This window comes from uncultured Paraglaciecola sp. (genome assembly GCF_943787955.1).
In the GTDB taxonomy this organism is placed as follows: domain Bacteria; phylum Pseudomonadota; class Gammaproteobacteria; order Enterobacterales; family Alteromonadaceae; genus Paraglaciecola.
Genome location: NZ_CALSOK010000017.1, coordinates 13,636 through 35,150 on the forward strand (window position 1 = coordinate 13,636; position 21,515 = coordinate 35,150).

Consider the following 21,515-nt stretch of genomic DNA (forward strand, 5'->3'; position numbering starts at 1 on the left):
TCATTATTATGTCATTAAGCAGAGAACAAATTGCAATGCGAGTAGCACAAGAATTTTGTGATGGTCACTATATTAATTTAGGTATTGGCATCCCGACCCTAGCTGCTAACTATGTAGCGGATGATATCGAAGTGATGCTGCAATCAGAAAATGGTTTACTCGGCATGGGACCCTACCCCACTGAAGAGCGAGTAGACGCAGACATGATTAATGCCGGCAAAGAAACGGTGACGGCTGCAACAGGTGCGTCTATTTTTAATTCAGCAGAAAGTTTTGCGATGATCCGTGGGGGACATGTGGACTTAACAGTACTGGGTGCATTTGAGGTAGACTCTAATGGCAGTATTGCTTCATGGATGATCCCCGGCAAACTTATTAAAGGCATGGGCGGCGCAATGGACTTAGTCGCAGGTGCACAAAATATTATTGTGACTATGACCCACGCTGATAAACATGGAAATTCAAAGCTGTTAGAGCAATGTACCCTACCCTTAACTGGGGTAAATTGTATTAACAAAATCATTACTGACTTGGCCGTGTTCGAAGTAAAAGAGGGAGCCTTTCATTTAGTTGAACGAGCGCCGGGGGTGTCAGTTGCTGAAATTCAATCCAAAACAGCAGGCAAATTAGTCGTCAGTAACGATGTGCCAGAAATGATGTTTTGAAATAAACCGACACTATTGCCAACAGCCTAGTATAATCGCTTTATATCAGTTATTAGAGCATGTCTTTTGCAATTTACCGACCTACCTTTACATCATAATTTATCAAAAGCCCTTGAAATTAAAGGGCTTGATACACCTACAGAAATCCAAAGTAAGGCGATCCCTTACGGCTTGATGGGTAAAGACTTAATTGCCTCATCCAAAACCGGCTCTGGAAAAACACTAGCGTTTCTATTACCAGCAGTACAGAGAGTGTTAACCAAGCAGCCTTTAAGCCGTCGCGACCCAAGAGTGCTTATTTTGGCGCCGACACGAGAGCTCGCCAAACAAGTATTTTTGCAGCTCAAAGGATTAATTGCGAAACAGCAGCTAAAAGCTGCTTTGATATTAGGGGGTGAAAACTTTAACGACCAAGTGAAGGTCCTTAAACATCATCCACAATTTATTGTAGGTACAGCAGGTCGCGTCGCGGATCATCTTGCAGGCAAATCGTTATTCTTAAACGGGCTTGAAATGCTGATATTAGATGAAGCAGACAGAATGTTAGACTTAGGTTTTGCCTCTCAGCTTAGACTTATCAATCAAGCGGCGGATCATCGTAAACGCCAATCCATGATGTTTTCTGCAACTTTAGACAGTGCCGCAATGCATGAACTAACTCAAACCCTATTAAAAAGCCCACAACGCATCAGTGTTGGCTCTGCGGGTGAGGAACATAAAGATATTCAACAACAGTTTTACTTAGCAGATCATGTGACGCACAAAGAGTTATTATTAAGTCATATGATCAATCAGCAAGAATACCGTCAAATAATAGTATTCACTGCCACCCGTACTGATACAGAAAGATTAACAGTCTTACTTAAAGAGCAAGGGTTACATGCCGTTGCGTTAAGTGGCGAGCTCACACAAGGACAGCGTAATAATATTATGAGTGAGTTTGGCCGAGGTCAGCACCACATATTAGTCACCACCGATATCGCCTCTCGCGGTTTGGACTTGCTCAATGTTGCTTTAGTAGTCAATTTTGATTTACCTAAATTAGCTGATGAATACGTGCATAGAGTCGGTAGAACTGGACGAGCAGGCAACAAAGGCCAAGCGGTATCCTTTGTTGGGCCAAAAGATTGGTTTAGCTTTTTAGCCATCAAAAGTTTTATGCAGCAAAACATGGAATTTAGTCAGATTGAAGGTTTAACGGCCAAGTTTAAAGGCTTAAAACCGGCTAAAACTAAAGTAGCGTTAAGCAAAAAATCGATCAATAAAAAGGTTACTAAACAGGCTAAACCTCAACAAACGCCTAACCGTGTGAGAACTATGCAAGGTAAAGACGCGGGTGACATGCCAATGAAGCGTAAGCCAAGAGTAGTATTGAAGCCTGAGGACGATACTGAAGAATAGTTAAAGCAAATTCGAAAACATATTCCAAGGTCGAACCTCAAAACAAAAAAGCGCTTGAACCATAAAGAAGGTCGAGCGCTTTTTTATCACCTAAACTAGATTTAATTCCAATTTTCAAAAAACGTTGCACTATTTTTTTTCGGCTTTGGAAGACGGGTTACAGCAGACGAGCCTAAATAAAGAAAACCGACTATTTCATCTTGCTCGGCTAATTCAAAGGCCTGCTTTACAATGGGGTCTTGGGCAAAACTGCCAGTGCGCCAAACACCGGCAAAACCTTGAGCCACTGCAGCCATTTGCATGGCGTGCACTGCACAAGATGCTGAGGCCACTTGTTCTACCCAAGGCACTTTTTTGTGATTGGTGTATTTGGCTATCGCCACCATCACCATAGGCGCTCGTAACGGCAATTGCGGTGCACGCTCTATTTCTTTTTCGCTTTTATCAGCAAAGATGGCCGCTTGTTCAAATATTTCACCTAGGCGTATTAACCCCTGGTTTTGACACACAATAAACTTCCATGGTGATAAGCAGGCATGGTCTGGGGCGCGTAATGCGGCTTGTTTGATATTTTCTAACGCTTGGCCTTCTGGAGCCGGAGCTTGTAAACGAGGTTGAGAACATCGATTGAGTAATAGGTCTAACGCCAGCATGTGGTTATCCGTACATTTTAATCTTGGCTTTATTCTAATAAAAAAGGCGCTGGCGCGCCGTTTTTTTTTATGTCTTAGCGATAAATTTTTTCGCTAAGAAGAAATCAACACTGGTGTACTTACCTCCACCGCTAAAAAACAATGAAAGCAGCATGATGAAATAAGTCATAGCAAATTCAATTCCATTGTTGAGCACAACCAATTTTCCACTTGATGTCAGCCGTTCATAGTTGCCATGTGCTTGCAACACGACTTTAGCGGCGGCTAATTTATCTGGCATATTTAACACTGCTTCGTTAAGTATAATAGTACCGTCTGACATCCAGCTGTTGGCATCAGCAATCGCTGCCCAACCATTTGGCCAATGCACTGTAAACGCAGCCACTAACATAGTGAGCATCAACGGAATACTTACCCAGCGCGTTGCCAAACCAATAAGCAAAAACAGTCCCCCCACCAACTCAGCTGCAGTGGCAAGAAAAGCCAGAACGAACGGAAAAGGCAAACCTAAACCATAATCTGCATGACCAAACCAATCTAGAATGCCATCAAACCCCTGATATTTAGTCCAACCACCTTGGATCATCACGGGTGCTAAATAGAGCCTAAGTAACAAAGGCGCAAGCCCTTCAAATACCAAACTCTTATCCAGTAACTTGTGTAAAGGGGTATACAGATTCAACAGGCGCATAAATTTTCCTGATAATGTAGTCACCTGTAAGAGAGGTTAGGTAATCAAAATATTTCGTTAGACTTAGATCAAATTTGAAAGCTTAGTTCAGGTTCGTTGCAATAATTCTATATTCTGCTTTTTAAACCTATTTGAGTGAATAGAAATAATTTCACCTGCAACCTTATCGGCACTTATATTGCTACTTCAGTTATAAGCTTTCACTAAAGATATACACTCTATGCGCACTTTATGTTTAATGATCCTAATTGGTACTTTGGCCTCTGGTTGTGCCCTGACGGATTTGATGGATGAAAGTAAAGATTTAATTGATGTGACGGCCACAAATGATAGTCCATCAAACACACTACATAGACATGTAGAAAAACTCGCTAGACAATTATTAAGTACATCCCAATTGATTGACATATCTAACACGATGGCTGTCGGCACAATTTTACCGACTATGTATTCTAACGGCGAGTCTTTGCCTTCCCACTTGGCATTAGGTTTGCAAATTCATGAAAGCTTAATGACCTTCGCCACGCAGGCTGGTTTGAAAGTTATAGAATATAAAACGATGCCAAACATAAAAATCAGCGAGCAAGCTGACAAAATGTTGAGTAGGCAACTGAATGAATTAAATCCCGCAATAACAGCAGACTATTTTTTAACCGGTACCTACACGTTGCAAGAAAACAACTGCATAGTGAATATTAGATTAATACAGGTTCCAGGAAACATTATACTAGCAGCGGCAACAGATTATGTGCCAAATGATGTTATGTGGAGTCAATCGAAAGTAACACTTAAAAACAACCAAATCTATCGAAATGGATATTAGGAGAGCACAATGAAACTATCAATATTAGGATTATTAGCAAGCTCTACCTTATGTGGGTGCGCTACATTTATCGACGAAAACGTGCAAGAACCCTATGCATCCATCATAACGCAGACTTCAGAACCCTCAACTCCATTTGAGTCGAGCCTTATGTTTCAGCATCAGTTCAAAGACAGATTTGCTAACAATCATTCAGCTGGACTTTCAAAGGAAATGGAACAATCTTACTCAATCCACTTGCAACATCCAGACGGTATGCAAAATCCCAAACAAGGACGCCAAGAAAGTCCATCAATATCAGCAACAAAACTTAATATTAATCATTATGCTAGGGGCTTAATGCAAGATTTGGTGGCCAATTTACAGTATGTTAATTCATCTACGCCATTAGCCGTTGTAAGTTTTGTAATGCTTGATAGTGATTACAATCAGTCAAGTTTACTAGGTAATCAGATGGCTGAAAGCTTAATTCATGAAATACATAAATTTGGTATTCCTGTTATCGACTAAAAACCACTGGGTTTGCAAGAATTACCGAGCAAGGCGATTTTGCTTTTACTAAAGATTATAAAGAATTGCCGGGAGATATGGCCGCCAAATATATTGTCGGCGGCACTATGTTGAAACATACAGAGGGATATCTAATCAACGCCAGAATAGTTGGCTTAAAATCAAAGGAAGTGGTGGCATCTGCACAGCATTTTATACCCAATGGAATAGTTAAAGACTTAATTGGAGGGCTTACCCAAAATATTGAAGACCAGCCTAAAATGACTCCCAAACTTGTTTCTTTGATATCAAATTAAATAAGGTCAGAGAAGAGCACTATAAATCAGAGGTTGCAATTTCTTCAATGGACTAAGAAATACTACAGATCTTAAAATAAATAAGAAATATCGTTGTTAGAAAACAGGTTTCCATTAGATCAAAATTTCAGACCAGTTTAAACATTACTTTACTTTGTTCTATCAGGTCAAAAAACAAGATGAATTTAACAACTGATTTTTACTTAAAATATAGTATCTTCGCAGTTGAATATATTTGTTCAATATTGCTAGGAAGCCTTAGCTTTTTTCCAAAACTCACTATTTTTATGATTTCTTAAAATTATGTAATATAAACTTTTTCAGGTAAAAATGCTTTCACTTATAATCATAAATTACCTTACTAAAAGCGGATACCTCTTGATTATAAGACACTATTAATAACAATATTGGGTAATACTTTATTACTAGAGGCGACTAATTTGCCATTTTTCAATTCTACTATCCTAGTACTCAACATCAGGCCATTATGTATTTTTCGTATATAGCCTGTTAAAACATGTGAGACGTTGAGCTCTGAGAATACTTCTTGTTGCTCAGCAGAAAACTCAATATACCCCTGTCTCGTTAAATATAAGTATCCCCCTAGACTTCCTTCACTGGTTCTCACACCGAGGTCACTTAAATCATTAGTCAAATAATCAGCCAAATCGTGGCCTAAAATATCATCGCCTCCCATTAATCCATTTTTTGCAACAAAAGGTAGTACAATAACAGAGACATTCAACCCCGATATGGGCATATTACTTTTTAACTCCAACGCTATTTGCTGGGTGTATTCGTTAAGTGTTACAAAATGCAGCCCTGATTTAAACAAACTGGAGTCTTGTTGCATATCCTGCTTTTCAAGACCAATATTTGCGCACTCATCAAAATTTCCATTGTCGTCAACGCATAGTCTAGATGTTTGCTCAAACTCAAAAACAGAGCATGCTGAAAGGGCCATAAAAACAGAAATCAAAAACCAGTATTTTGAAAGTAATCTCATGCACAAATCCAATATCAAATATAAACTATTCAGTATTTAGCAATAGCAATTATTACGCCAATCACTTAGATGACTGAATCAAGGAGGGTGAGACTTGTTCGCAGTAAACGTCCCATGGAATTGCTACTAACTAAGTGGTCATCAATTGCCGTGCTCAATTGCCGGCGGAATCACCCTACCAGCTCAAGAATAATTGATCGAGTAACAAAGTCGTTAAGTTATGGCATCTTTATTAAAGGCATAAAATCGTTGATTAAATACTTATTCGCTGTCATTGGAGTATTCACTTTACTCGGTTGCTCAACCAGCCCAACAAATTCGAATAAACACCATTCACGCATCAAAGTTACTGGCTCTACTCTCATTACACTGTTTCATGTAAAAGATGACTAATTAACAGGCAGACCAGCCACACACTATATATGCCCGGCCCAAGTTATGGCTGAGGCAAGCCACTATGAAAACGAAACTCTTGATCTGGCATTTGAATTAGCTTGGCTTCTTTTTCACCAAAAAAAGTGACTCGTTCATCAATATTTGTCTCACTAACTTTGGTCGCTAAGGTTAAATAGTCTTGAAAATGCCTCGCCTCTGAACGTAATAAAGACGTATAAAACGCCTCTAGTTCAGTATCTAAACATGGGGCTAACTTGGCAAATCGTTCACAAGAACGGGCTTCAATATAAGCGCCACAAATTAGCGTATCACTGAGTTTGGCTGGTTCATGTGTGCGAACCCCTTTCATCATGCCCCGAGCATAACCAGAAGCACTAAGGTTATCGTAAGCCACTCCCCTACTTTGCATAATTTCCCACACCTGTTCAAAATGATGTAACTCTTCTTTAATCAATAACACCATTTTACTGATCAGCTCGTCGCCATGTTCAAAGTCAGATTTACTGATCAGTCTTTTTGACAGACTCATATAATCACTAAAGTCACCATTGCCAATTTTACGGTAAACAAAATCCTCATAAGGCTTTAACCATGCTAGCAGCGCATTACTACTTTGCTGATCTACAGCATAACGACGTAAAAGCAACATAGCGGTTTGCGCTGCTTTAAGTTCACAATTAGCATGGTCCCGCAGCAAGTTTGGCAGGTTTTTAGGTTTGATTGCTTCGTCAACCCAGCTCTGTGGGGTTGGGCATTGAAGGAAACTATTTATAGGTTTAAGTAATAATTCAACTAACATTAAGTTTCTTAGAGAAAGAAGATAAAAACATTATCTTAATGTTATCACGCATCTAATTAGCACAGCATAACAATAGGTCTATTGTTTGTAACATTTTCGACATGTCTGTGAATAAAGGAGTGGAAGGCGAACTATAAACCAGTTTCTTTCGGCTTCAGCGGATCAGCAAATTATTTTAAGTCCGCTGACATAGGGTTTCAGCTCACCATTACATTGGTTAATAAGCAATGAAGACCGTTTTTATTTTTTGGCAGCTGTATCTATCCAATTTTGTAGAGGGTCACAAAAAAGAATTAATTAATAGCGGCTAATAATTTTCAATGATAGCGGTTAAACATTATTTAAGCCTGTAGACCAAAGTATCAGAAATAGATTGCATTGATAACTGGCTATCTTAATGTTTACACATCGGAATAGGGATATGAAAACACTACGAATCGAGCCCAATACTTTATTGATTACAAACAAAATTGGTATGAATCAAGCGACTTGTATCCAGAGTTTTTTAATCTTATTTAGTTACCTTCACCACCACATACCAATTCATATTGGGAATATAACTAGCCCCAAGCCAACTGTCTGCAAGCTGATTACTTTTAATTACCGCCGTGGAATTTGGTTGTAATAGGCTAGTAATCATTTCATGGGAAAACATATCATGCAAGCTTTGAACACCTGCAATATCCTCTTCTGCAGTGACTTGGATCTTGCCTAAACTATCCACTAAATATATGTCACCATGTTTGGCAAATAGTGAGTTATTTAACATATCCAACACCCCATCAAATGAGGTGGCGATGCCAGATAATCCATTGCCATTGGGCTGTTGATAGTTCACATAGACATCTACACGGTGTTTGTTTTTATCGTGGTAAACACTGACTAAATCTGACTCGCCACTGGCCAAATATGCAAAATACCAAGCGTCAGTTTCAGGATGCAACACTCTTAAGAAACCTTCGTGATTCCAGTACTTGTGAGTGTTTTTATCAGCAAACGACGCGCTAGTAAGCCCGTATTCCTTCACTAAAAACCCAAGTTTATTAATCAATACAGACTCTTGATGAGCGGCAAATCCAGACGCTACCCAATTCTGGATGTGGGTATCACTGGCCACTGTTTTTGCGATCAATTTCATACTGGCAATACGGGCATCGATTTTTTGACTAAGGCTTACAAGTGAAAGACTAAACTGCTGCTCAAGTAACCTTTCATCAGCGGCTTTGGCTTGTGACCAAACATAACTAAATAAGACCACCAAACAAACAATAACCAGTAAACCTGCGCCCATTAATTTGTTTGTATTTTTCAACAAAAAGGGTGTAGACATGTATAACCTATCCTCTAGTTTATATTTCAGAATGTTTGGGTATTAGTTAAAAAAATTTCCTCAAAGTAACCCATAACCTTGTAATCAGCATAAGCTGAACTAGGGTTTGCGAGCCAAAAATATAGTATGCCGACTGCCTTTTCCTGGACGTGCCCGCACAACACACGAATCAGCCTTAAATCCAGCCTTTTTTAGGCGTACCGTGAACTGCTCATCAGGACCAGCTGACCATATGGCTAACATCCCCTTCGGTCGAAGGGTTTTGTATACATTGTCTAAGCCTTGCAGTGAATAAATACTATTATTGCCTTTTTGAGTCAAACCCTCAGGGCCATTATCAACATCCAATAAAATAGCATCGAAGGTGGGCTGTCTAATATTTAGTAGCTCTCTTACGTCGCCAATATGTACCTTAGTGCGAGGGTCTTGTAGAGGATTATTTGCACAGTTACCAAGAGGCCCTTGATTCCACACCACAACTTCAGGTATCAGTTCAGCCACTGTGACTTGAGAGTTTAAAGTGACTGCTTTGAGTGCTGCAGCCAATGTATACCCCATACCTAACCCCCCCACTAATACCTGAGCATTGTTCGCTGATTTAACATGCGCACACCCCAGTTCAGCTAACTCTTTCTCTGAATTATACAAACGGCTATTCATGAGTTCACCGCGAATACCTGATAAACGAATGGAAAATTCATCGCCACGCTGAGTAAACTTTAATTCGCCCCCGTTATTGGGAATTTGTGCGGTTCCAAGTTGGATCCATGGGATCATAATACTGCCTAATGAATATGTGTATAAATAAAATTTAGATGTTGTAGTTTACCATAATTGCCCTCACAAAATTTACACAATATCAGTGTCTTATCGACAATATTTTATTGACTAATACTATGGTAAAACAGGCAACCAAGAATGTTTAGCCAAGGTATAAAGGAGTAGTTTCCAATTAAAGCTTGGCCATTTTCAACATCAGTTCACCGCCATATCACATGAAACCGATGGGCTGAATCAAGCATCCAATATATTGTTGTAAACATATCTAATTAACAGAAGAGTACTTGGGTTAAATACTTAATTTCTCACAACAATACGAGGATCATAAATCTGATCCGGGCAAGTTTCGACAACCACATCGTAAACAAATTCACCATCAGCGGTGTCAATTTGGCATTTAATTTCTTGTTTGTTTTTAGATTTCAAACTACATTTATTTTTAAATGGTTCTAGACCATTAAACTTTAATTCAAAACGGGAATCATTGCTGATTGTCCAAGTAATAAATTTTTGATTCGTTATACAGACGCAGTCTTTACCGTTCTTTCCACAGCTACTTGCCAAATTACTTCCCACACAATTATCCTCAGGAGACATTAATTCAACATAAGAAGCACAACCCGTACTGTCTACTTGAATAAGTAACTCTTGATTATTTTTCTTAAATTCATCGGCACTGACAGCGTTGAAACTTAGCAAACTGACAAACAGCGCAGCCAGCAAAACCCTTAAATTAATAGTATTTAATATTTTCATGTACTTATTTCCTTTTTAATCACAGTTTTAGCAATAGATATATTGCCTTCTTTAGACTACTTTTTGTCTTCCCCCTACGCTAATCCTTGGGGACTGCTTTACCATTGTAAAATTTGCTCTTGAAACTTTTTAAATTGGTGATCTTTTCTTAATAACTTGTTGGGATACCCCAATGTTAATGTCTTATTTAAGTACAAGAGAACATCACTGTCACTTGAGCAGTTATTTGCTACCAAAGCTAAATCGTAATAGATATAGGGATCATCAGGCTGTTCAAGCACAAGTTGTTCAGATTGTTTGATGGCTGCCTGACAGTTATCCAATTCCGAGTGATAACGTGCGATATTTGATTTAACTGTTTGATCGTTTGCATTAATAGTTGCATTTTTCCGAGCGAGATTGAGTGCAGCTTTATACTGCTGTCGCGCCGTAACTTGCTGATCACCAGCGTACTTGAGCGCATCAGCTAAATTGCCTCTAAAGATATAATTATTTGGACTAAGATTAACGGCTTGTTGATACATCTCAACCGCTTGTGTGAACTGACTAGCGAAAAATAGTGAAGTACCCAGGTTACTATATATGTTAGCACTAGATTTTATACTCAGTGCTTTACGCCAATTTTGTGTGGCTTTGTTAAACTCTGTGTTCAAATAATATGCAGCAGCTAAATTATTAAAAGCTTCTTCACTATTAGGTTGCAATACACTTTGCTTGTTGAACTGCAGACTCGCCTCAAAATAACGACCAGAATCAAACAAGAAAAAACCATACTTTTCGTAGTATTTCCAATAACCAGGTTCAGCTAGTATTGCTTTTAAATAATAGTGTTCACCTTGTTTAGACCGTCCCAAACGAGTAAATGATTGTGCTAATCCAATCAAACCCAAACTATTATTCGGTTTCAATTCCAACGCTTTAGTGAAGTGCTCTTTCGCTAATGAGTATTTACCTGATTCAAAGTATAGTCTACCCAATGCCAGCTCTGATTCAGCTTTAACATTACTCTGATTGTTTACTTTCTGGCATGCCTGACGCGCCAAGTCAAAAATCTGAGCTCCCATATTTAAACTGTATTGTTCCAGATACGTCTGGCACAATCCAGCCTGCGCCAGTTCAAAATTGCGGTCCCTTTCCAGAGCTTTTAAAAATAATTGCTCTACTTCCAGAAACTTGGTTTCATTATAGGCGTCTTTAAACGCCCCTTTGGCTCTAACGTAAAAGTCATAAGCATGGATATTGTTAGTGGGTTTAAACTGAAATTTAGATGATTCTTCATGTGGCATTAAAAAATTTAATGCATTAAATACTTGATGGGAGATGCCTTCATATAAAGTGAGTTGATCAGAGCTTGGTACAGTGCTTTTATTCGCCCATACTTGGAGACCACTTTGGCTATCAATTAACGTTGTCATGATGTGCACTTGGGCACCTTGTACGTTAACAACCCCTTCTAGTACATATTTTGCGCCAGTCCAATCACGAATTTTACCAAGTGAACTATCTAAAGGTAAGGACGCTAACACTCTTTCAGAAATGACTCTCAATTGCGAAAATTGTGATAAAAAAGTCAGCATTTCGGATTGTAACAACCCCACAGCATAATCTGCAGCCTGGTCACCAAGTTGCTTAAATGGCATGACAGCAACAGCATTAGAATAAAATTTGGCGCTTATTTCCTGTTTTACAACTTTATCATTAACTTGTGTAGCTGCATCATAGACTTGATTACCCAACAAAATAGCAAGTACTAGGCTAAAAGCAGTCGAAATTGTTATATAGGTTAGATCTCGATAGGCGTGTTTAGTAAGCTTTGGATGAGTGAAAAGATTGTTGTGTTTTCGATTAAAATTTTGGCGAAGTTTACACTCTGTCCACCAGTTATATATTAATACTAAAGGGAATCCAATAATCAGTGTAAGGAGCGCAAGTTTATCAAACCATTTGGCCGCATCGACAACGGGCAATGTTAAAGTAACCACTTGCATTAATACCCAAGCCATTACAATGTAGGTTCCGGCAATTTTAAACAAGCGAGTTTCACGCCAATAATTTATCCCGCCAAGAAGCTTAGCAGTGGTTGTAGCCTGGGATGTTTGATCAAAACTTACAGCCGTTTTGAGCACGTCAGCAGATAAACGAGTTTCATCAAGAGGCAACGTCATCACAATTACTCTATAACCTTTGCGGGGTAATGTTTGGATGAATCTGGGGCAGTCCTTTTTGTCATCGAGCAAATGGCGTAACTCAGTCATTATTGGACTGAGTTTTGAGCTAGCACCTTTTTTATCTCCCCATACATACTCTAGCAATGCCTTACGACTTACGACTCTGCCAGAACAACAACTTAAGACAAAAAGTACTTCCATTGCTTTGCCACTAACATGATGGTGTTGATTAAGTTTTACGATTACACTTTTATTGGGAAACACTAATATGTCACCCAACATAAAGCCTTCTCTTAGAGAGGACTCGATAATAATGTCATTAAAATTATCAATATTTACTAACTCGGAAATGTCTATTTCCTTCTAAGTTTGAAATGATTCCATAGTGAGACAATACTTTTATATGTTCACCAAACATTCCACACATAATTTAGAGACAATAAATCAATCGCTTATCAACTGATACAGGCGGAATTTGATCACTTAAACATGTGTTTTAAAAAACAAATTGACGGCGATCAACCTTCTTGATCTATTACTCAATTTTGCGAGTGAATTCTCATGTCATCAGCGGTTTATAGACTAAAAAGTTAGATCATCTTGCTTTAGTTGCCGGGTTTGTCAGGAAATTGACATAACCGCTATCATCCATAAAGCGCTAAGGACCTCACAGCGCAGGTAAGTGGGTTATGGTCATATTTTTACTGCCATGCTATTGAATGGTCTAGGATTGCGGCACGTCTTACCCGTATATGGACTCCTTTGGTCTTGGTAGATACCCTTTTATCTGGACTAGAGTGGTGGAGTCCATACATCGAGTTCAGCCTAATTAAAACACGCTAAGCAAGAAACTATTGCGTACTTAGTCACATCCAAGCTGAACGATCTCACGTATATACACATGTTTTTTGTACAAAATCGCTCCACTAACCAAGGTACACATAACTGATACGTTACTAGGTGTCATAGAGTACTGTGCAAAGTTGATCTTTTTACCATCATGCTTCTTAAAAACAGGTATTAGTTTTCGCCATTTTATTGACTTAAAATTGACACGTATAGGACTTGTTTGATGCCGACTGTCGTAAAATTTCTTGGCTATGCTGGTTTAATACCCTTCATTAGCTTGGCTAGTTTATCTATCGTACTAACCGATAATGCCTTGTTTATAGACTTCCTCACCCTCTACTCATTTGGTATTTTCACATTTTTATGCGGTGCTTGGTGGCCAACAACTGATATGCAAAATGCCAAATTCTGGAGGGTTGTATTAAGTAATCTTTTATTTTTGACTGCGTTTTTTGTGTTTTTACTCATGCCTAATCAATGGTTAGTTACAGGTGCATGTTTATACATACTTATCTGGGGGATTGAACAATTTAGTTCTTTAATTCCTACCCTCCCTCATACCTATCGTAGGTTGCGCACATTCCTAACAATTATTGCCAGCCTAAGTATGATAACTAGTTATTTATTTGGAGTCGCATAAATGGCAAACCTGCAGTCGGTTAAGATTGATCCTAAAGAAGTAGCCTATTACGAAAAACTGGCGGATACATGGTGGGATTTAGACGGACCCTTCTGGCCTTTACATAAGCTTAATGCATTAAGAATTAAGTGGATATTGGCGCAACTTAAAACGCAAAACAATAAGGAGCGTCCGTTAGCTAGTATGAAAGTGCTAGACATCGGTTGTGGCGGGGGCATATTAAGCGAATCCTTAGCGAGGCAAGGGGCTATTGTCACGGCAATAGACGTTGTTGAGAAAAATATAAAGGTGGCTAAAGCACATGCAAAGCACAGTGGCCTTCAAATTGACTATCAGTTAATCAGTGTTGAACAAATGGTTGAAACCAAACAACAATTTGACATTGTGTTCAATATGGAGGTGGTAGAACATGTAGTGGATGTCAATAGTTTTATTCTAGGCTGTAATGCCTTAGTAAAACCTCAAGGCACACAATTTATAGCCTCCATTAATCGCAATTGGTTAGCCTTCGTTATTGCTATTATTGGTGCAGAATATGTAACTGGTTTATTGCCTAAGGGCACACATCATTATAATAAGTTGGTTAAGCCATCTGAGTTAATACCTATATTAAATGCCGATGGTTTTGAATTAACAGCCACCACAGGAATTGCCGTTAACCCGATTAAACGCAGTATGAAATTAATCAAACCCACTTGGGTAAACTATATGTTAATGGCACACATGAACTGTGACTAAATGATGATCTGTATTTAAAGTCTGCTGGCACAATTTAAAGTTTATTTAATTACAGTATCAAAATATGTAAGACAATTTACATTTTTCACATAGTCAAACATATCTTGTCCACTCAACTATGATTAGAAATATAAACCAAAACCACTCTTTGGTTACCTCAGAGCATTTATCACCGCTTGTTTTTAAAAACCTAATAGAAACCTGTTAGTCACTAATAGTGTTCAACAAACCAAGTTAACCTTTGATAAATATCAATTAAATCTCATAGAAAAAAATAAAAAGGTTGACGCTTAAGGTCTACTCACAGACAATAATTGTTAATAATATGTTTTATTTTAATTAACAAAACGTATTGAGATTTTAACAATATAAGAGACTGAGTGCATGATTTTAAATCACCTGTGGGGACTATATACCCATCCAAAAGAAGAGTGGCATGTAATTGACGAACGTAATGAGAGCTATTTTTACAGTTTGAGTCATATCGCTATTATTTCCTTAATACCTGTTTTGATGAGTTATTATTCTGCTGCGCATTTGGGTTGGAGTATTGGTGTTGGTGACATTATTAAATTAACGTCTAATAGTGCCAGGCTAATGAGTATTGGGATGTATTTTGGTTTAATGACGGGTGTAATTGCCTTAGCGATATTAATACATGAGCTAGCCAAAGCATTCGATGCAACCCCAACCTATACACAATCACTTGAGCTAGCAGCTTATACTGCCACGCCTTTATTTATGGTAGGCCTTGCAGCTTTCTTTCCAGTGTTATGGTTTGTGATGCTTATTGGTTTGGTTGGCTTGACCTACTCGGTGTATTTACTCTACGCAGGCACGCCGATTTTGATGCATATTCCAGAGGGTAAAGGTTTTATTTACGCCAGCTCAGTGGTCACTTGTGGTCTGGTATTGCTTGCGATATTAATGGCAACTTCGGTTATTTTGTGGAGTCTGGGAATGGGACCTGTTTACGTAGGTTGAAACGATTTTCAGCTCTCTTAAAAGCCACATTTTGCTGAAATGTGGCTTTTTTGATGAACACATGTGACTTAATCTTGACTCATATTGTGCATTTCTAAATTACTTAGTTCTGTTTGCAAACCTTCGTTTTTTGATTCTTCATTTCGCATATTATCGATACGCTGTAAATACGCATTATCCACGTCACCAGTAATGTAATTTCCATCAAATACTGAAGTTTCAAAGCGCTTAATTTCAGGGTTCAACTCACTAACCGCATCCACCAAATCATTGAGGTCTTGGAAAATCAAACCATCCGCACGGATCAAATCATTGATCTGTTCTATCTCACGACCATATGCGATTAACTCATTAGCTGATGGCATATCAATACCATATACATTAGGAAAACGAATTTCAGGTGCTGCAGAGGCAAAATAAACTTTCTTGGCCCCAGACTCGCGTGCCATCTCAATAATTTGCTCTGATGTAGTACCTCGCACGATAGAATCATCAACCAAAAGCACCCTCTTATCTTTAAATTCTGAAGGGATAGCATTTAATTTACGACGAACCGACTTACGGCGCATGGTTTGTCCTGGCATAATAAACGTGCGGCCAATATAACGATTTTTAACAAATCCTTGGCGATAAGGTTTATCTAATTCAAGGGCAATTTGAAGTGCAACATCGGTAGACGTTTCTGGAATAGGAATAACAACATCAATATCTAAATGAGACCAGTCTTTAGCAATTTTTTGTCCAAGTTTACGACCCATATTTACCCTAGACGCATAAACAGAAATACCGTCAATAAACGAATCTGGCCGAGCAAAATAAACAAATTCAAAAATACAGGGAGCACTAATAGGTTGATGAGCACATTGCTGAGTATGCAATTCGCCTGATTCAGTCACATATATAGCTTCGCCAGGTGCCACATCACGAATAAAGGTAAAGCCAACCGCGTCAAGTGCAACACTTTCAGAGGCCACCATGTATTCATCACCAAATTCGGTTTTTCGTTTACCTAAAGACAACGGACGAATACCAAAAGGGTCTCTGAATGCCAACATTCCGTGGCCAATAATAGCAGCAACAACTGCGTATGCACCTCGGATCTTTAGATGTACTTTGGAAACAGCATTAAATATTTCTTCAGGTGTAAGATTTAAGCCTTCACAGTTTTGCAGTTCATGAGCAATAATATTTAATAACAACTCTGAATCTGATGTGGTGTTGATATGTCTTTTCGCCACCTTAGCTACTTCATCTTTCAGCTCATGTGCGTTAGTTAGATTACCGTTGTGAGCGAAAGCAATACCAAATGGAGAGTTGACATAAAAAGGCTGTGCTTCTGCTGAACTCGAACTGCCAGCAGTGGGATAACGAACGTGCCCAATGCCAAATTGGCCCGTTAATCTTTTCATATGACGAGTATGAAACACATCTCTAACCAAGCCATTATCTTTCCTGAGGTGGATCACACCGTCATCTACAGTGACGATACCAGCTGCATCTTGGCCCCTATGCTGGAGGACTGTCAAGGCATCATACAAAGCTTGATTAACTGAGCTTTTACCCACGATTCCAACAATACCACACATGCTATTTACCTTTTTAAACTGGCTTTATAAAACTTGAGTTGTTTTGGAAATATTCAAAAAACCACTCAATGATTAAGCTAAACTCTGGAATAAGGACTGAAGTGCCCCACCATGCTGATGAAGACACAGGAGTAAAAGTATCTAAGAAAAATAACAACGCACTGACAATTAAAATACCTCGCAAAGCACCAAAAACAAGCCCTAATGCGCGATCTGTACCTGTCAGTCCGGTGAACTGAACTAACTGAGAAATCAAATAATTAATCAAACCACCGATCACTAAAGTAGCTACAAATAAAATAGCAATAGACACACCATTGCGGATCATCAGATCATCAAATTTAGTGAGGTAAGTAGCAAGATCGGCATAGAACTGGCTAGCAATAAAAAACGCACTAAACCAAATGGCCAAGGAGATAGCTTCTTTTACAAAGCCCCTAATTATACTGATAACTGCGGAAAGTAAAATCACGCCTAATATGGCATAGTCAATCCAGTTCATAAGATTCGTTTTTACCGCTTAAATGATGAGATATTAAGATAAAATAGCATTTTAACACCACAGAATTAAATTCGCGCGCATTCTACCAAAATGAATTGCGAAAATCCTGATAATTTTCTAACAAAATAAAATAACTGAGGACCTTTAAGCCGACAAACTATTGAACAGTAAATGGTGTCACCCTGCCCTGTAATTTTGTTAGTTCTTTTAGATGGGAAAGTGCATCTTCTAAGTTACTTTTTTGCAAATCAGGACCAACAAAAACTTTCGTTAAAGTCCCTGAATTGGTTTTCACAGGCCGACTAAAAGCACGATAGCCAGCTTTCTCTAAACGATTTAATAAGTCTTTTACATTCTTCTGATGGCGAAAGCTACCTAGTTGTACTACCCAACCTGCACTATCCAATAGTCTTTCAACATCCTGTCCCACCACAGTTTGCTGCTGTAAACTACTAACTTTTGGCTTAGTTTTTTCTGTTGTTTGCACCACCGACAAAGACTCACTTTTTAAATATACATCAGGGACTTGCACATCTACAGCTCGACTTTCAGATTGGTTTTCAGCCTCTAAGTTAGGAATTAAATTATCATCTATTGCCTGCTCAGAAATAATTTCGAATTTGCGTGTCGCTGCTTCTTTTACCCCATCAGTGTCAAATGCAGAAGGGGATTGAACCGTCTTCATGGGTGGTTTTTGAGGCAATTCAACAAATAAGTTACGCTTTGATTCTTGTTTCCCATCTAATAAGTCAGGTAAAAAGATCACCACAATGGCAACAACCATAGCGGTTCCCACCAATCGATTTTGTAATGCGGACGACACTTTTTTACACCTTTTCGTGAGGGGTTAACGATGCCATTTTCAATATATTTGTAATAGTAAAAAAAGATCCAAAAACGACCACGAGATCATCCTTTTCAGCTTTTTCTAAAGCACATTTATATGCGACTTCGACTGACTCGTATACTAACACTTTTTGCTTTGTGCTGAATACAGCAGAAACGAGTCTACTTGACTGCGCCCCTCTAGGAACATCTAAAGTAGCGCAATGCCAAATTGATACAACAGACAACATTGGGGCAAGTGTTGCTTTAATATCTTTATCAGCTAACATGCCCACAACTGCAATAACCCGTTTATAATTCATATTATTAATATCAAAGGCTAATAAACTAGTGGCTTGTGGGTTATGTGCTACATCTAAAATAACTGTGGGTTCAATGTGAATAACCTGACGTCTTCCAGGCAAACTGGTTTGCTTAATAACATGTGCCATCTGTTTATTATCTAGCCGTAATCCTAATACTTCAATTACTTGCAAAGCTGTTGAGGCATTTTGGACTGGAATATTGGGTACTGGCAAATGATCATAACAACGATTAACACCTTGCCAATGAAATCCTTGGGCATCGATTTGATAGTGATAATCATTGCCTTGCCATAAAGGTTTAACCTGGTAGCTTAAGGCCGCATCAACCAGTGACGTTGGGGGATAAGGCTCACCAATGACTGCTGGGATATTGGCTCTAAAAATACCCGCCTTTTCAATAGCAATTAATTCTTTAGTATCACCAAGCCAATCCTGATGGTCTAGATCAATACTGGTTATCACAGCTATAGTGGCATCTACAATGTTCACCGCATCTAAACGCCCACCTAGACCCACTTCTAACAATAAATAATCTGCTTTGGAATCAGCCATTAACTGCAGTGCCGCTAATGTACCAAATTCAAAGTAGGTTAATAAAGTATCGCCTCGTGCTTTATCAACTTTCAAAAACGCCTGACAGTGCGCTTTTTCAGTCAACATGGCTCCCTCGACTCTTAAACGCTCACGATAATCTAGAATATGTGGGGAGCTAAATACAGCAACTGAATGTTTTGACGTCAATAGGGCTTGTTCGATAAAGGCACAGGTAGTGCCCTTACCATTAGTACCGGCAACACTAATAACGGTTTGTTGGCTGATATCGAGCTGTAAATTGCAAAAAACTTCGGCAACACGCTCTAGTCCAAGCTCAATATTGTTTGGGTGAACCTGCTCCAGGTAAGTCAACCACTGGTCTAATGACCAAGCCTCTTTTTCAGAGACTTGGGGGGGGGAGATATGAGACATTAATCAGTGATGTTGATGATGCAGTTTTGACAATAAACTATATAACTTATCACGCATATTACGACGGTCAACGATAATATCAATAGCGCCTTTTTCTAACAAAAATTCACTTCGTTGAAACCCTGCAGGCAATGTTTCACGTACAGTTTGTTCAATCACTCTTGGGCCTGCAAACCCGATCAAAGCTTTGGGCTCTGCTACATTCACATCACCCAACATAGCTAAACTCGCAGATACACCGCCCATAGTAGGATCAGTCAATACTGAAATATATGGCAGTCCTTTTTCGCTCATTTTTGCTAATGCAGCACTTGTTTTAGCCATCTGCATTAAAGACAAAAGTGCCTCTTGCATTCGTGCGCCTCCACTCGTTGAAAAACAAATAAGTGGCATATCGTGTTCCAAACAAGCATTCACCGCTTTCACAAATCTAGCCCCGACGACTGATGCCATCGACCCGCCCATAAAGGCAAATTCAAATGCAGCCACAACAACGGGCATACCATTCAGTTTACCCTGCATAATAACGATTGCATCTTTTTCATTTGTGTTTTTTTGTGCACTGCTTAATCTGTCTTTATATTTCTTTGAATCTTTAAACTTAAGCAAATCTTGCGGCTCTAGTTCGGCACCCAACTCTACCCTGTCACCTTGGTCTAAAAAGTGATTAATTCGCGAACGAGCGTTAATACGCATATGATGGTCACATTTAGGGCATACACCTAACTGCTTTTCTAACTCTGTTTTATATAGTACTGCTGCACATTCACCGCATTTAGTCCAAATTCCTTCTGGTACATTGCTTTTTGTCAATGATTTAGTGCGTGGTAGTATTTTTTCAATCCAACTCATATCAAATCCTGTTATGTAATTTGGTAAACTTAACAAATTGACAATATTTAACGGTTAATTTAGCACCCATTTAAAGCCCTATGGGCCGAAGAACCTCTATTAAATCACATCAAGCATACATCAAGAATATAAAACTGGTCTTAGAAGTATCAATCAGGTAAAAATAATGGCCCAAAAGGTGTAATTGGTAAATTAAAAATTTCGGGGTAAGTGACATGTACCAAGTATAAGCCATTAGGCTTTGCAGTTGATGCGGCTTTAGTTCGGTCTTTACCTTCTAACAACGTCTTCATCCAAGTTGTGGGTTTTTCTTTTTTACCAATCGTCAATAGAGAGCCTGTAATATTACGTACCATATGATGAAGAAATGCGTTCGCTGTTAAATCAATCATAATGTAATCACCAAATCGGCTCACATTGATATGACTCATCCGTCGCACAGGCGTATTAGCCTGACAGTCCACAGCTCTAAACGCACTAAAATCATGACGGCCTAACAAATGTTGAGCTGCTTGATGCATCAACTCATGATCCAACTCATTATGTATATGTGTTACACCCCTAGGCAGTATGCTGTTGCGTAGGCGATGATTATAAATGACATATCGGTAACGTCGTGCAGTAGCAGAAAAACGAGCATGAAACTCCTCATCCGTATTTTTCACCCATTTTATTGCAATCGAGTCAGGTAAAAAGCGATTAAGACCAATAGTCCAAGCGCGGTCGGGGCGCTGAATATTAGTATCAAAATGTACCACTTGGCAAGTAGCATGAACCCCTGCGTCAGTTCGTCCTGCGCAGACTGCTTTGATAGGTTCGTTGGCTATAGTAGTTAACGCTTCTTCAACGTGCTGTTGCACACTAGCCACAGTTTGTTGGCGCTGCCAACCATGGTAGGGTGCACCGTTATATTCAATGCCTAGAGCTAATCGCATCAGTCCACTTTTATTATTCAAAAAATTCGCAGTATTGT

General features: G+C 38.9%; 20 protein-coding genes and 1 pseudogene. 7 read left to right on the forward strand and 14 right to left on the reverse strand.

All coding sequences use genetic code 11. The features are described 5' to 3' along the window. Positions 1-8: 8 nt before the first annotated feature. On the forward strand, positions 9-665 hold the full coding sequence (locus Q0Y52_RS15565; RefSeq protein WP_297823175.1) for a 3-oxoacid CoA-transferase subunit B: 657 nt from the start codon (positions 9-11) through the stop codon (positions 663-665). 66 nt (positions 666-731) lie between these two features. After that, on the forward strand, positions 732-2,066 hold the full coding sequence (locus tag Q0Y52_RS15570; RefSeq protein ID WP_297823177.1) for a DEAD/DEAH box helicase: 1,335 nt from the start codon (positions 732-734) through the stop codon (positions 2,064-2,066). A gap of 101 nt (positions 2,067-2,167) precedes the next feature. On the opposite strand, the gene Q0Y52_RS15575 is transcribed toward Q0Y52_RS15570, so the two are convergent. Then, positions 2,168-2,719, reverse strand: coding sequence for an NAD(P)H nitroreductase (locus Q0Y52_RS15575; protein ID WP_297823179.1), 552 nt, complete (start codon positions 2,717-2,719; stop codon positions 2,168-2,170). Positions 2,720-2,786: 67 nt separating this feature from the next. After that, a complete protein-coding gene (locus Q0Y52_RS15580) occupies positions 2,787-3,410 on the reverse strand; it encodes a DoxX family protein (protein WP_297823181.1) in 624 nt (207 codons plus the stop codon). Positions 3,411-3,630: 220 nt separating this feature from the next. On the opposite strand from Q0Y52_RS15580, the gene Q0Y52_RS15585 reads away from it, so the two are divergent. Together Q0Y52_RS15585 and Q0Y52_RS15590 are read left to right on the forward strand one after the other, a co-directional pair. Next, on the forward strand, positions 3,631-4,233 hold the full coding sequence (locus tag Q0Y52_RS15585; protein ID WP_297823183.1) for a FlgO family outer membrane protein: 603 nt from the start codon (positions 3,631-3,633) through the stop codon (positions 4,231-4,233). Positions 4,234-4,572: 339 nt separating this feature from the next. Beyond that, a pseudogene (locus Q0Y52_RS15590) lies at positions 4,573-5,039 on the forward strand (FlgO family outer membrane protein). A gap of 382 nt (positions 5,040-5,421) precedes the next feature. On the opposite strand, the gene Q0Y52_RS15595 reads toward Q0Y52_RS15590, so the two are convergent. The 6 genes from Q0Y52_RS15595 to Q0Y52_RS15620 form a co-directional block, all read right to left on the reverse strand. Further along, positions 5,422-6,045: a FlgO family outer membrane protein gene (locus tag Q0Y52_RS15595; RefSeq protein ID WP_297823185.1), complete on the reverse strand. Its 624-nt coding sequence runs from the start codon at positions 6,043-6,045 to the stop codon at positions 5,422-5,424. 436 nt (positions 6,046-6,481) lie between these two features. Then, complete coding sequence (gene miaE, locus Q0Y52_RS15600; RefSeq protein WP_297823188.1) at positions 6,482-7,240, reverse strand: tRNA isopentenyl-2-thiomethyl-A-37 hydroxylase MiaE; 759 nt, start codon at positions 7,238-7,240, stop codon at positions 6,482-6,484. Positions 7,241-7,751: 511 nt separating this feature from the next. Beyond that, on the reverse strand, positions 7,752-8,570 hold the full coding sequence (locus tag Q0Y52_RS15605; RefSeq protein ID WP_297823190.1) for a cache domain-containing protein: 819 nt from the start codon (positions 8,568-8,570) through the stop codon (positions 7,752-7,754). Positions 8,571-8,669: 99 nt separating this feature from the next. Beyond that, complete coding sequence (locus Q0Y52_RS15610; protein ID WP_297823192.1) at positions 8,670-9,347, reverse strand: hypothetical protein; 678 nt, start codon at positions 9,345-9,347, stop codon at positions 8,670-8,672. A gap of 300 nt (positions 9,348-9,647) precedes the next feature. Beyond that, positions 9,648-10,106 carry a hypothetical protein gene (locus Q0Y52_RS15615; protein WP_297823194.1) on the reverse strand — a complete coding sequence of 153 codons (459 nt, stop codon included), beginning with the start codon at positions 10,104-10,106 and terminating at the stop codon, positions 9,648-9,650. A gap of 98 nt (positions 10,107-10,204) precedes the next feature. Next, complete coding sequence (locus Q0Y52_RS15620) at positions 10,205-12,556, reverse strand: tetratricopeptide repeat protein (RefSeq protein ID WP_297823196.1); 2,352 nt, start codon at positions 12,554-12,556, stop codon at positions 10,205-10,207. A 790-nt stretch (positions 12,557-13,346) separates the two neighbouring features. Between Q0Y52_RS15620 and Q0Y52_RS15625 the strand changes: the two genes are divergently transcribed. The 3 genes from Q0Y52_RS15625 to Q0Y52_RS15635 all read left to right on the forward strand — a co-directional run bounded on the left by Q0Y52_RS15625 (position 13,347) and on the right by Q0Y52_RS15635 (position 15,485). Then, entirely contained in the window at positions 13,347-13,763 is a 417-nt protein-coding gene (locus Q0Y52_RS15625) for a DUF3429 domain-containing protein (protein WP_297823377.1), read from the forward strand. After that, positions 13,764-14,501, forward strand: coding sequence for a bifunctional 2-polyprenyl-6-hydroxyphenol methylase/3-demethylubiquinol 3-O-methyltransferase UbiG (gene ubiG / locus Q0Y52_RS15630; RefSeq protein WP_297823198.1), 738 nt, complete (start codon positions 13,764-13,766; stop codon positions 14,499-14,501). Positions 14,502-14,885: 384 nt separating this feature from the next. Continuing rightward, on the forward strand, positions 14,886-15,485 hold the full coding sequence (locus tag Q0Y52_RS15635; RefSeq protein ID WP_297823200.1) for a Yip1 family protein: 600 nt from the start codon (positions 14,886-14,888) through the stop codon (positions 15,483-15,485). 68 nt (positions 15,486-15,553) lie between these two features. On the opposite strand, the gene purF is transcribed toward Q0Y52_RS15635, so the two are convergent. From purF to truA, 6 genes are all read right to left on the reverse strand, one after another. After that, entirely contained in the window at positions 15,554-17,071 is a 1,518-nt protein-coding gene (purF, locus tag Q0Y52_RS15640) for an amidophosphoribosyltransferase (RefSeq protein ID WP_297823202.1), read from the reverse strand. Positions 17,072-17,084: 13 nt separating this feature from the next. Continuing rightward, the gene (locus Q0Y52_RS15645; RefSeq protein WP_297823204.1) at positions 17,085-17,573 is read right to left on the reverse strand and encodes a CvpA family protein; all 489 of its coding nucleotides are present in this window, start codon (positions 17,571-17,573) and stop codon (positions 17,085-17,087) included. 157 nt (positions 17,574-17,730) lie between these two features. Beyond that, a complete protein-coding gene (locus tag Q0Y52_RS15650) occupies positions 17,731-18,396 on the reverse strand; it encodes an SPOR domain-containing protein (protein WP_297823226.1) in 666 nt (221 codons plus the stop codon). A gap of 4 nt (positions 18,397-18,400) precedes the next feature. After that, a complete protein-coding gene (folC, locus tag Q0Y52_RS15655) occupies positions 18,401-19,690 on the reverse strand; it encodes a bifunctional tetrahydrofolate synthase/dihydrofolate synthase (protein ID WP_297823228.1) in 1,290 nt (429 codons plus the stop codon). A 3-nt stretch (positions 19,691-19,693) separates the two neighbouring features. Beyond that, positions 19,694-20,542: an acetyl-CoA carboxylase, carboxyltransferase subunit beta gene (accD, locus tag Q0Y52_RS15660; RefSeq protein WP_297823229.1), complete on the reverse strand. Its 849-nt coding sequence runs from the start codon at positions 20,540-20,542 to the stop codon at positions 19,694-19,696. Positions 20,543-20,691: 149 nt separating this feature from the next. Next, positions 20,692-21,477: a tRNA pseudouridine(38-40) synthase TruA gene (gene truA / locus Q0Y52_RS15665; RefSeq protein ID WP_297823379.1), complete on the reverse strand. Its 786-nt coding sequence runs from the start codon at positions 21,475-21,477 to the stop codon at positions 20,692-20,694. Positions 21,478-21,515 lie beyond the last annotated feature (38 nt).

Coding starts and splice junctions, on each gene's coding strand:
- Q0Y52_RS15565 (WP_297823175.1), top strand. CDS start 9: ATGTCATTAAGCAGAGAACAAATTGCAATGCGAGTAGCACAAGAATTT.
- Q0Y52_RS15575 (WP_297823179.1), bottom strand. CDS start 2,719: ATGCTGGCGTTAGACCTATTACTCAATCGATGTTCTCAACCTCGTTTA.
- Q0Y52_RS15580 (WP_297823181.1), bottom strand. CDS start 3,410: ATGCGCCTGTTGAATCTGTATACCCCTTTACACAAGTTACTGGATAAG.
- Q0Y52_RS15585 (WP_297823183.1), top strand. CDS start 3,631: ATGCGCACTTTATGTTTAATGATCCTAATTGGTACTTTGGCCTCTGGT.
- Q0Y52_RS15595 (WP_297823185.1), bottom strand. CDS start 6,045: ATGAGATTACTTTCAAAATACTGGTTTTTGATTTCTGTTTTTATGGCC.
- miaE (WP_297823188.1), bottom strand. CDS start 7,240: ATGTTAGTTGAATTATTACTTAAACCTATAAATAGTTTCCTTCAATGC.
- Q0Y52_RS15605 (WP_297823190.1), bottom strand. CDS start 8,570: ATGTCTACACCCTTTTTGTTGAAAAATACAAACAAATTAATGGGCGCA.
- Q0Y52_RS15610 (WP_297823192.1), bottom strand. CDS start 9,347: ATGATCCCATGGATCCAACTTGGAACCGCACAAATTCCCAATAACGGG.
- Q0Y52_RS15615 (WP_297823194.1), bottom strand. CDS start 10,106: ATGAAAATATTAAATACTATTAATTTAAGGGTTTTGCTGGCTGCGCTG.
- Q0Y52_RS15620 (WP_297823196.1), bottom strand. CDS start 12,556: ATGTTGGGTGACATATTAGTGTTTCCCAATAAAAGTGTAATCGTAAAA.
- Q0Y52_RS15625 (WP_297823377.1), top strand. CDS start 13,347: ATGCCGACTGTCGTAAAATTTCTTGGCTATGCTGGTTTAATACCCTTC.
- ubiG (WP_297823198.1), top strand. CDS start 13,764: ATGGCAAACCTGCAGTCGGTTAAGATTGATCCTAAAGAAGTAGCCTAT.
- Q0Y52_RS15635 (WP_297823200.1), top strand. CDS start 14,886: ATGATTTTAAATCACCTGTGGGGACTATATACCCATCCAAAAGAAGAG.
- purF (WP_297823202.1), bottom strand. CDS start 17,071: ATGTGTGGTATTGTTGGAATCGTGGGTAAAAGCTCAGTTAATCAAGCT.
- Q0Y52_RS15645 (WP_297823204.1), bottom strand. CDS start 17,573: ATGAACTGGATTGACTATGCCATATTAGGCGTGATTTTACTTTCCGCA.
- folC (WP_297823228.1), bottom strand. CDS start 19,690: ATGTCTCATATCTCCCCCCCCCAAGTCTCTGAAAAAGAGGCTTGGTCA.
- accD (WP_297823229.1), bottom strand. CDS start 20,542: ATGAGTTGGATTGAAAAAATACTACCACGCACTAAATCATTGACAAAA.
- truA (WP_297823379.1), bottom strand. CDS start 21,477: ATGCGATTAGCTCTAGGCATTGAATATAACGGTGCACCCTACCATGGT.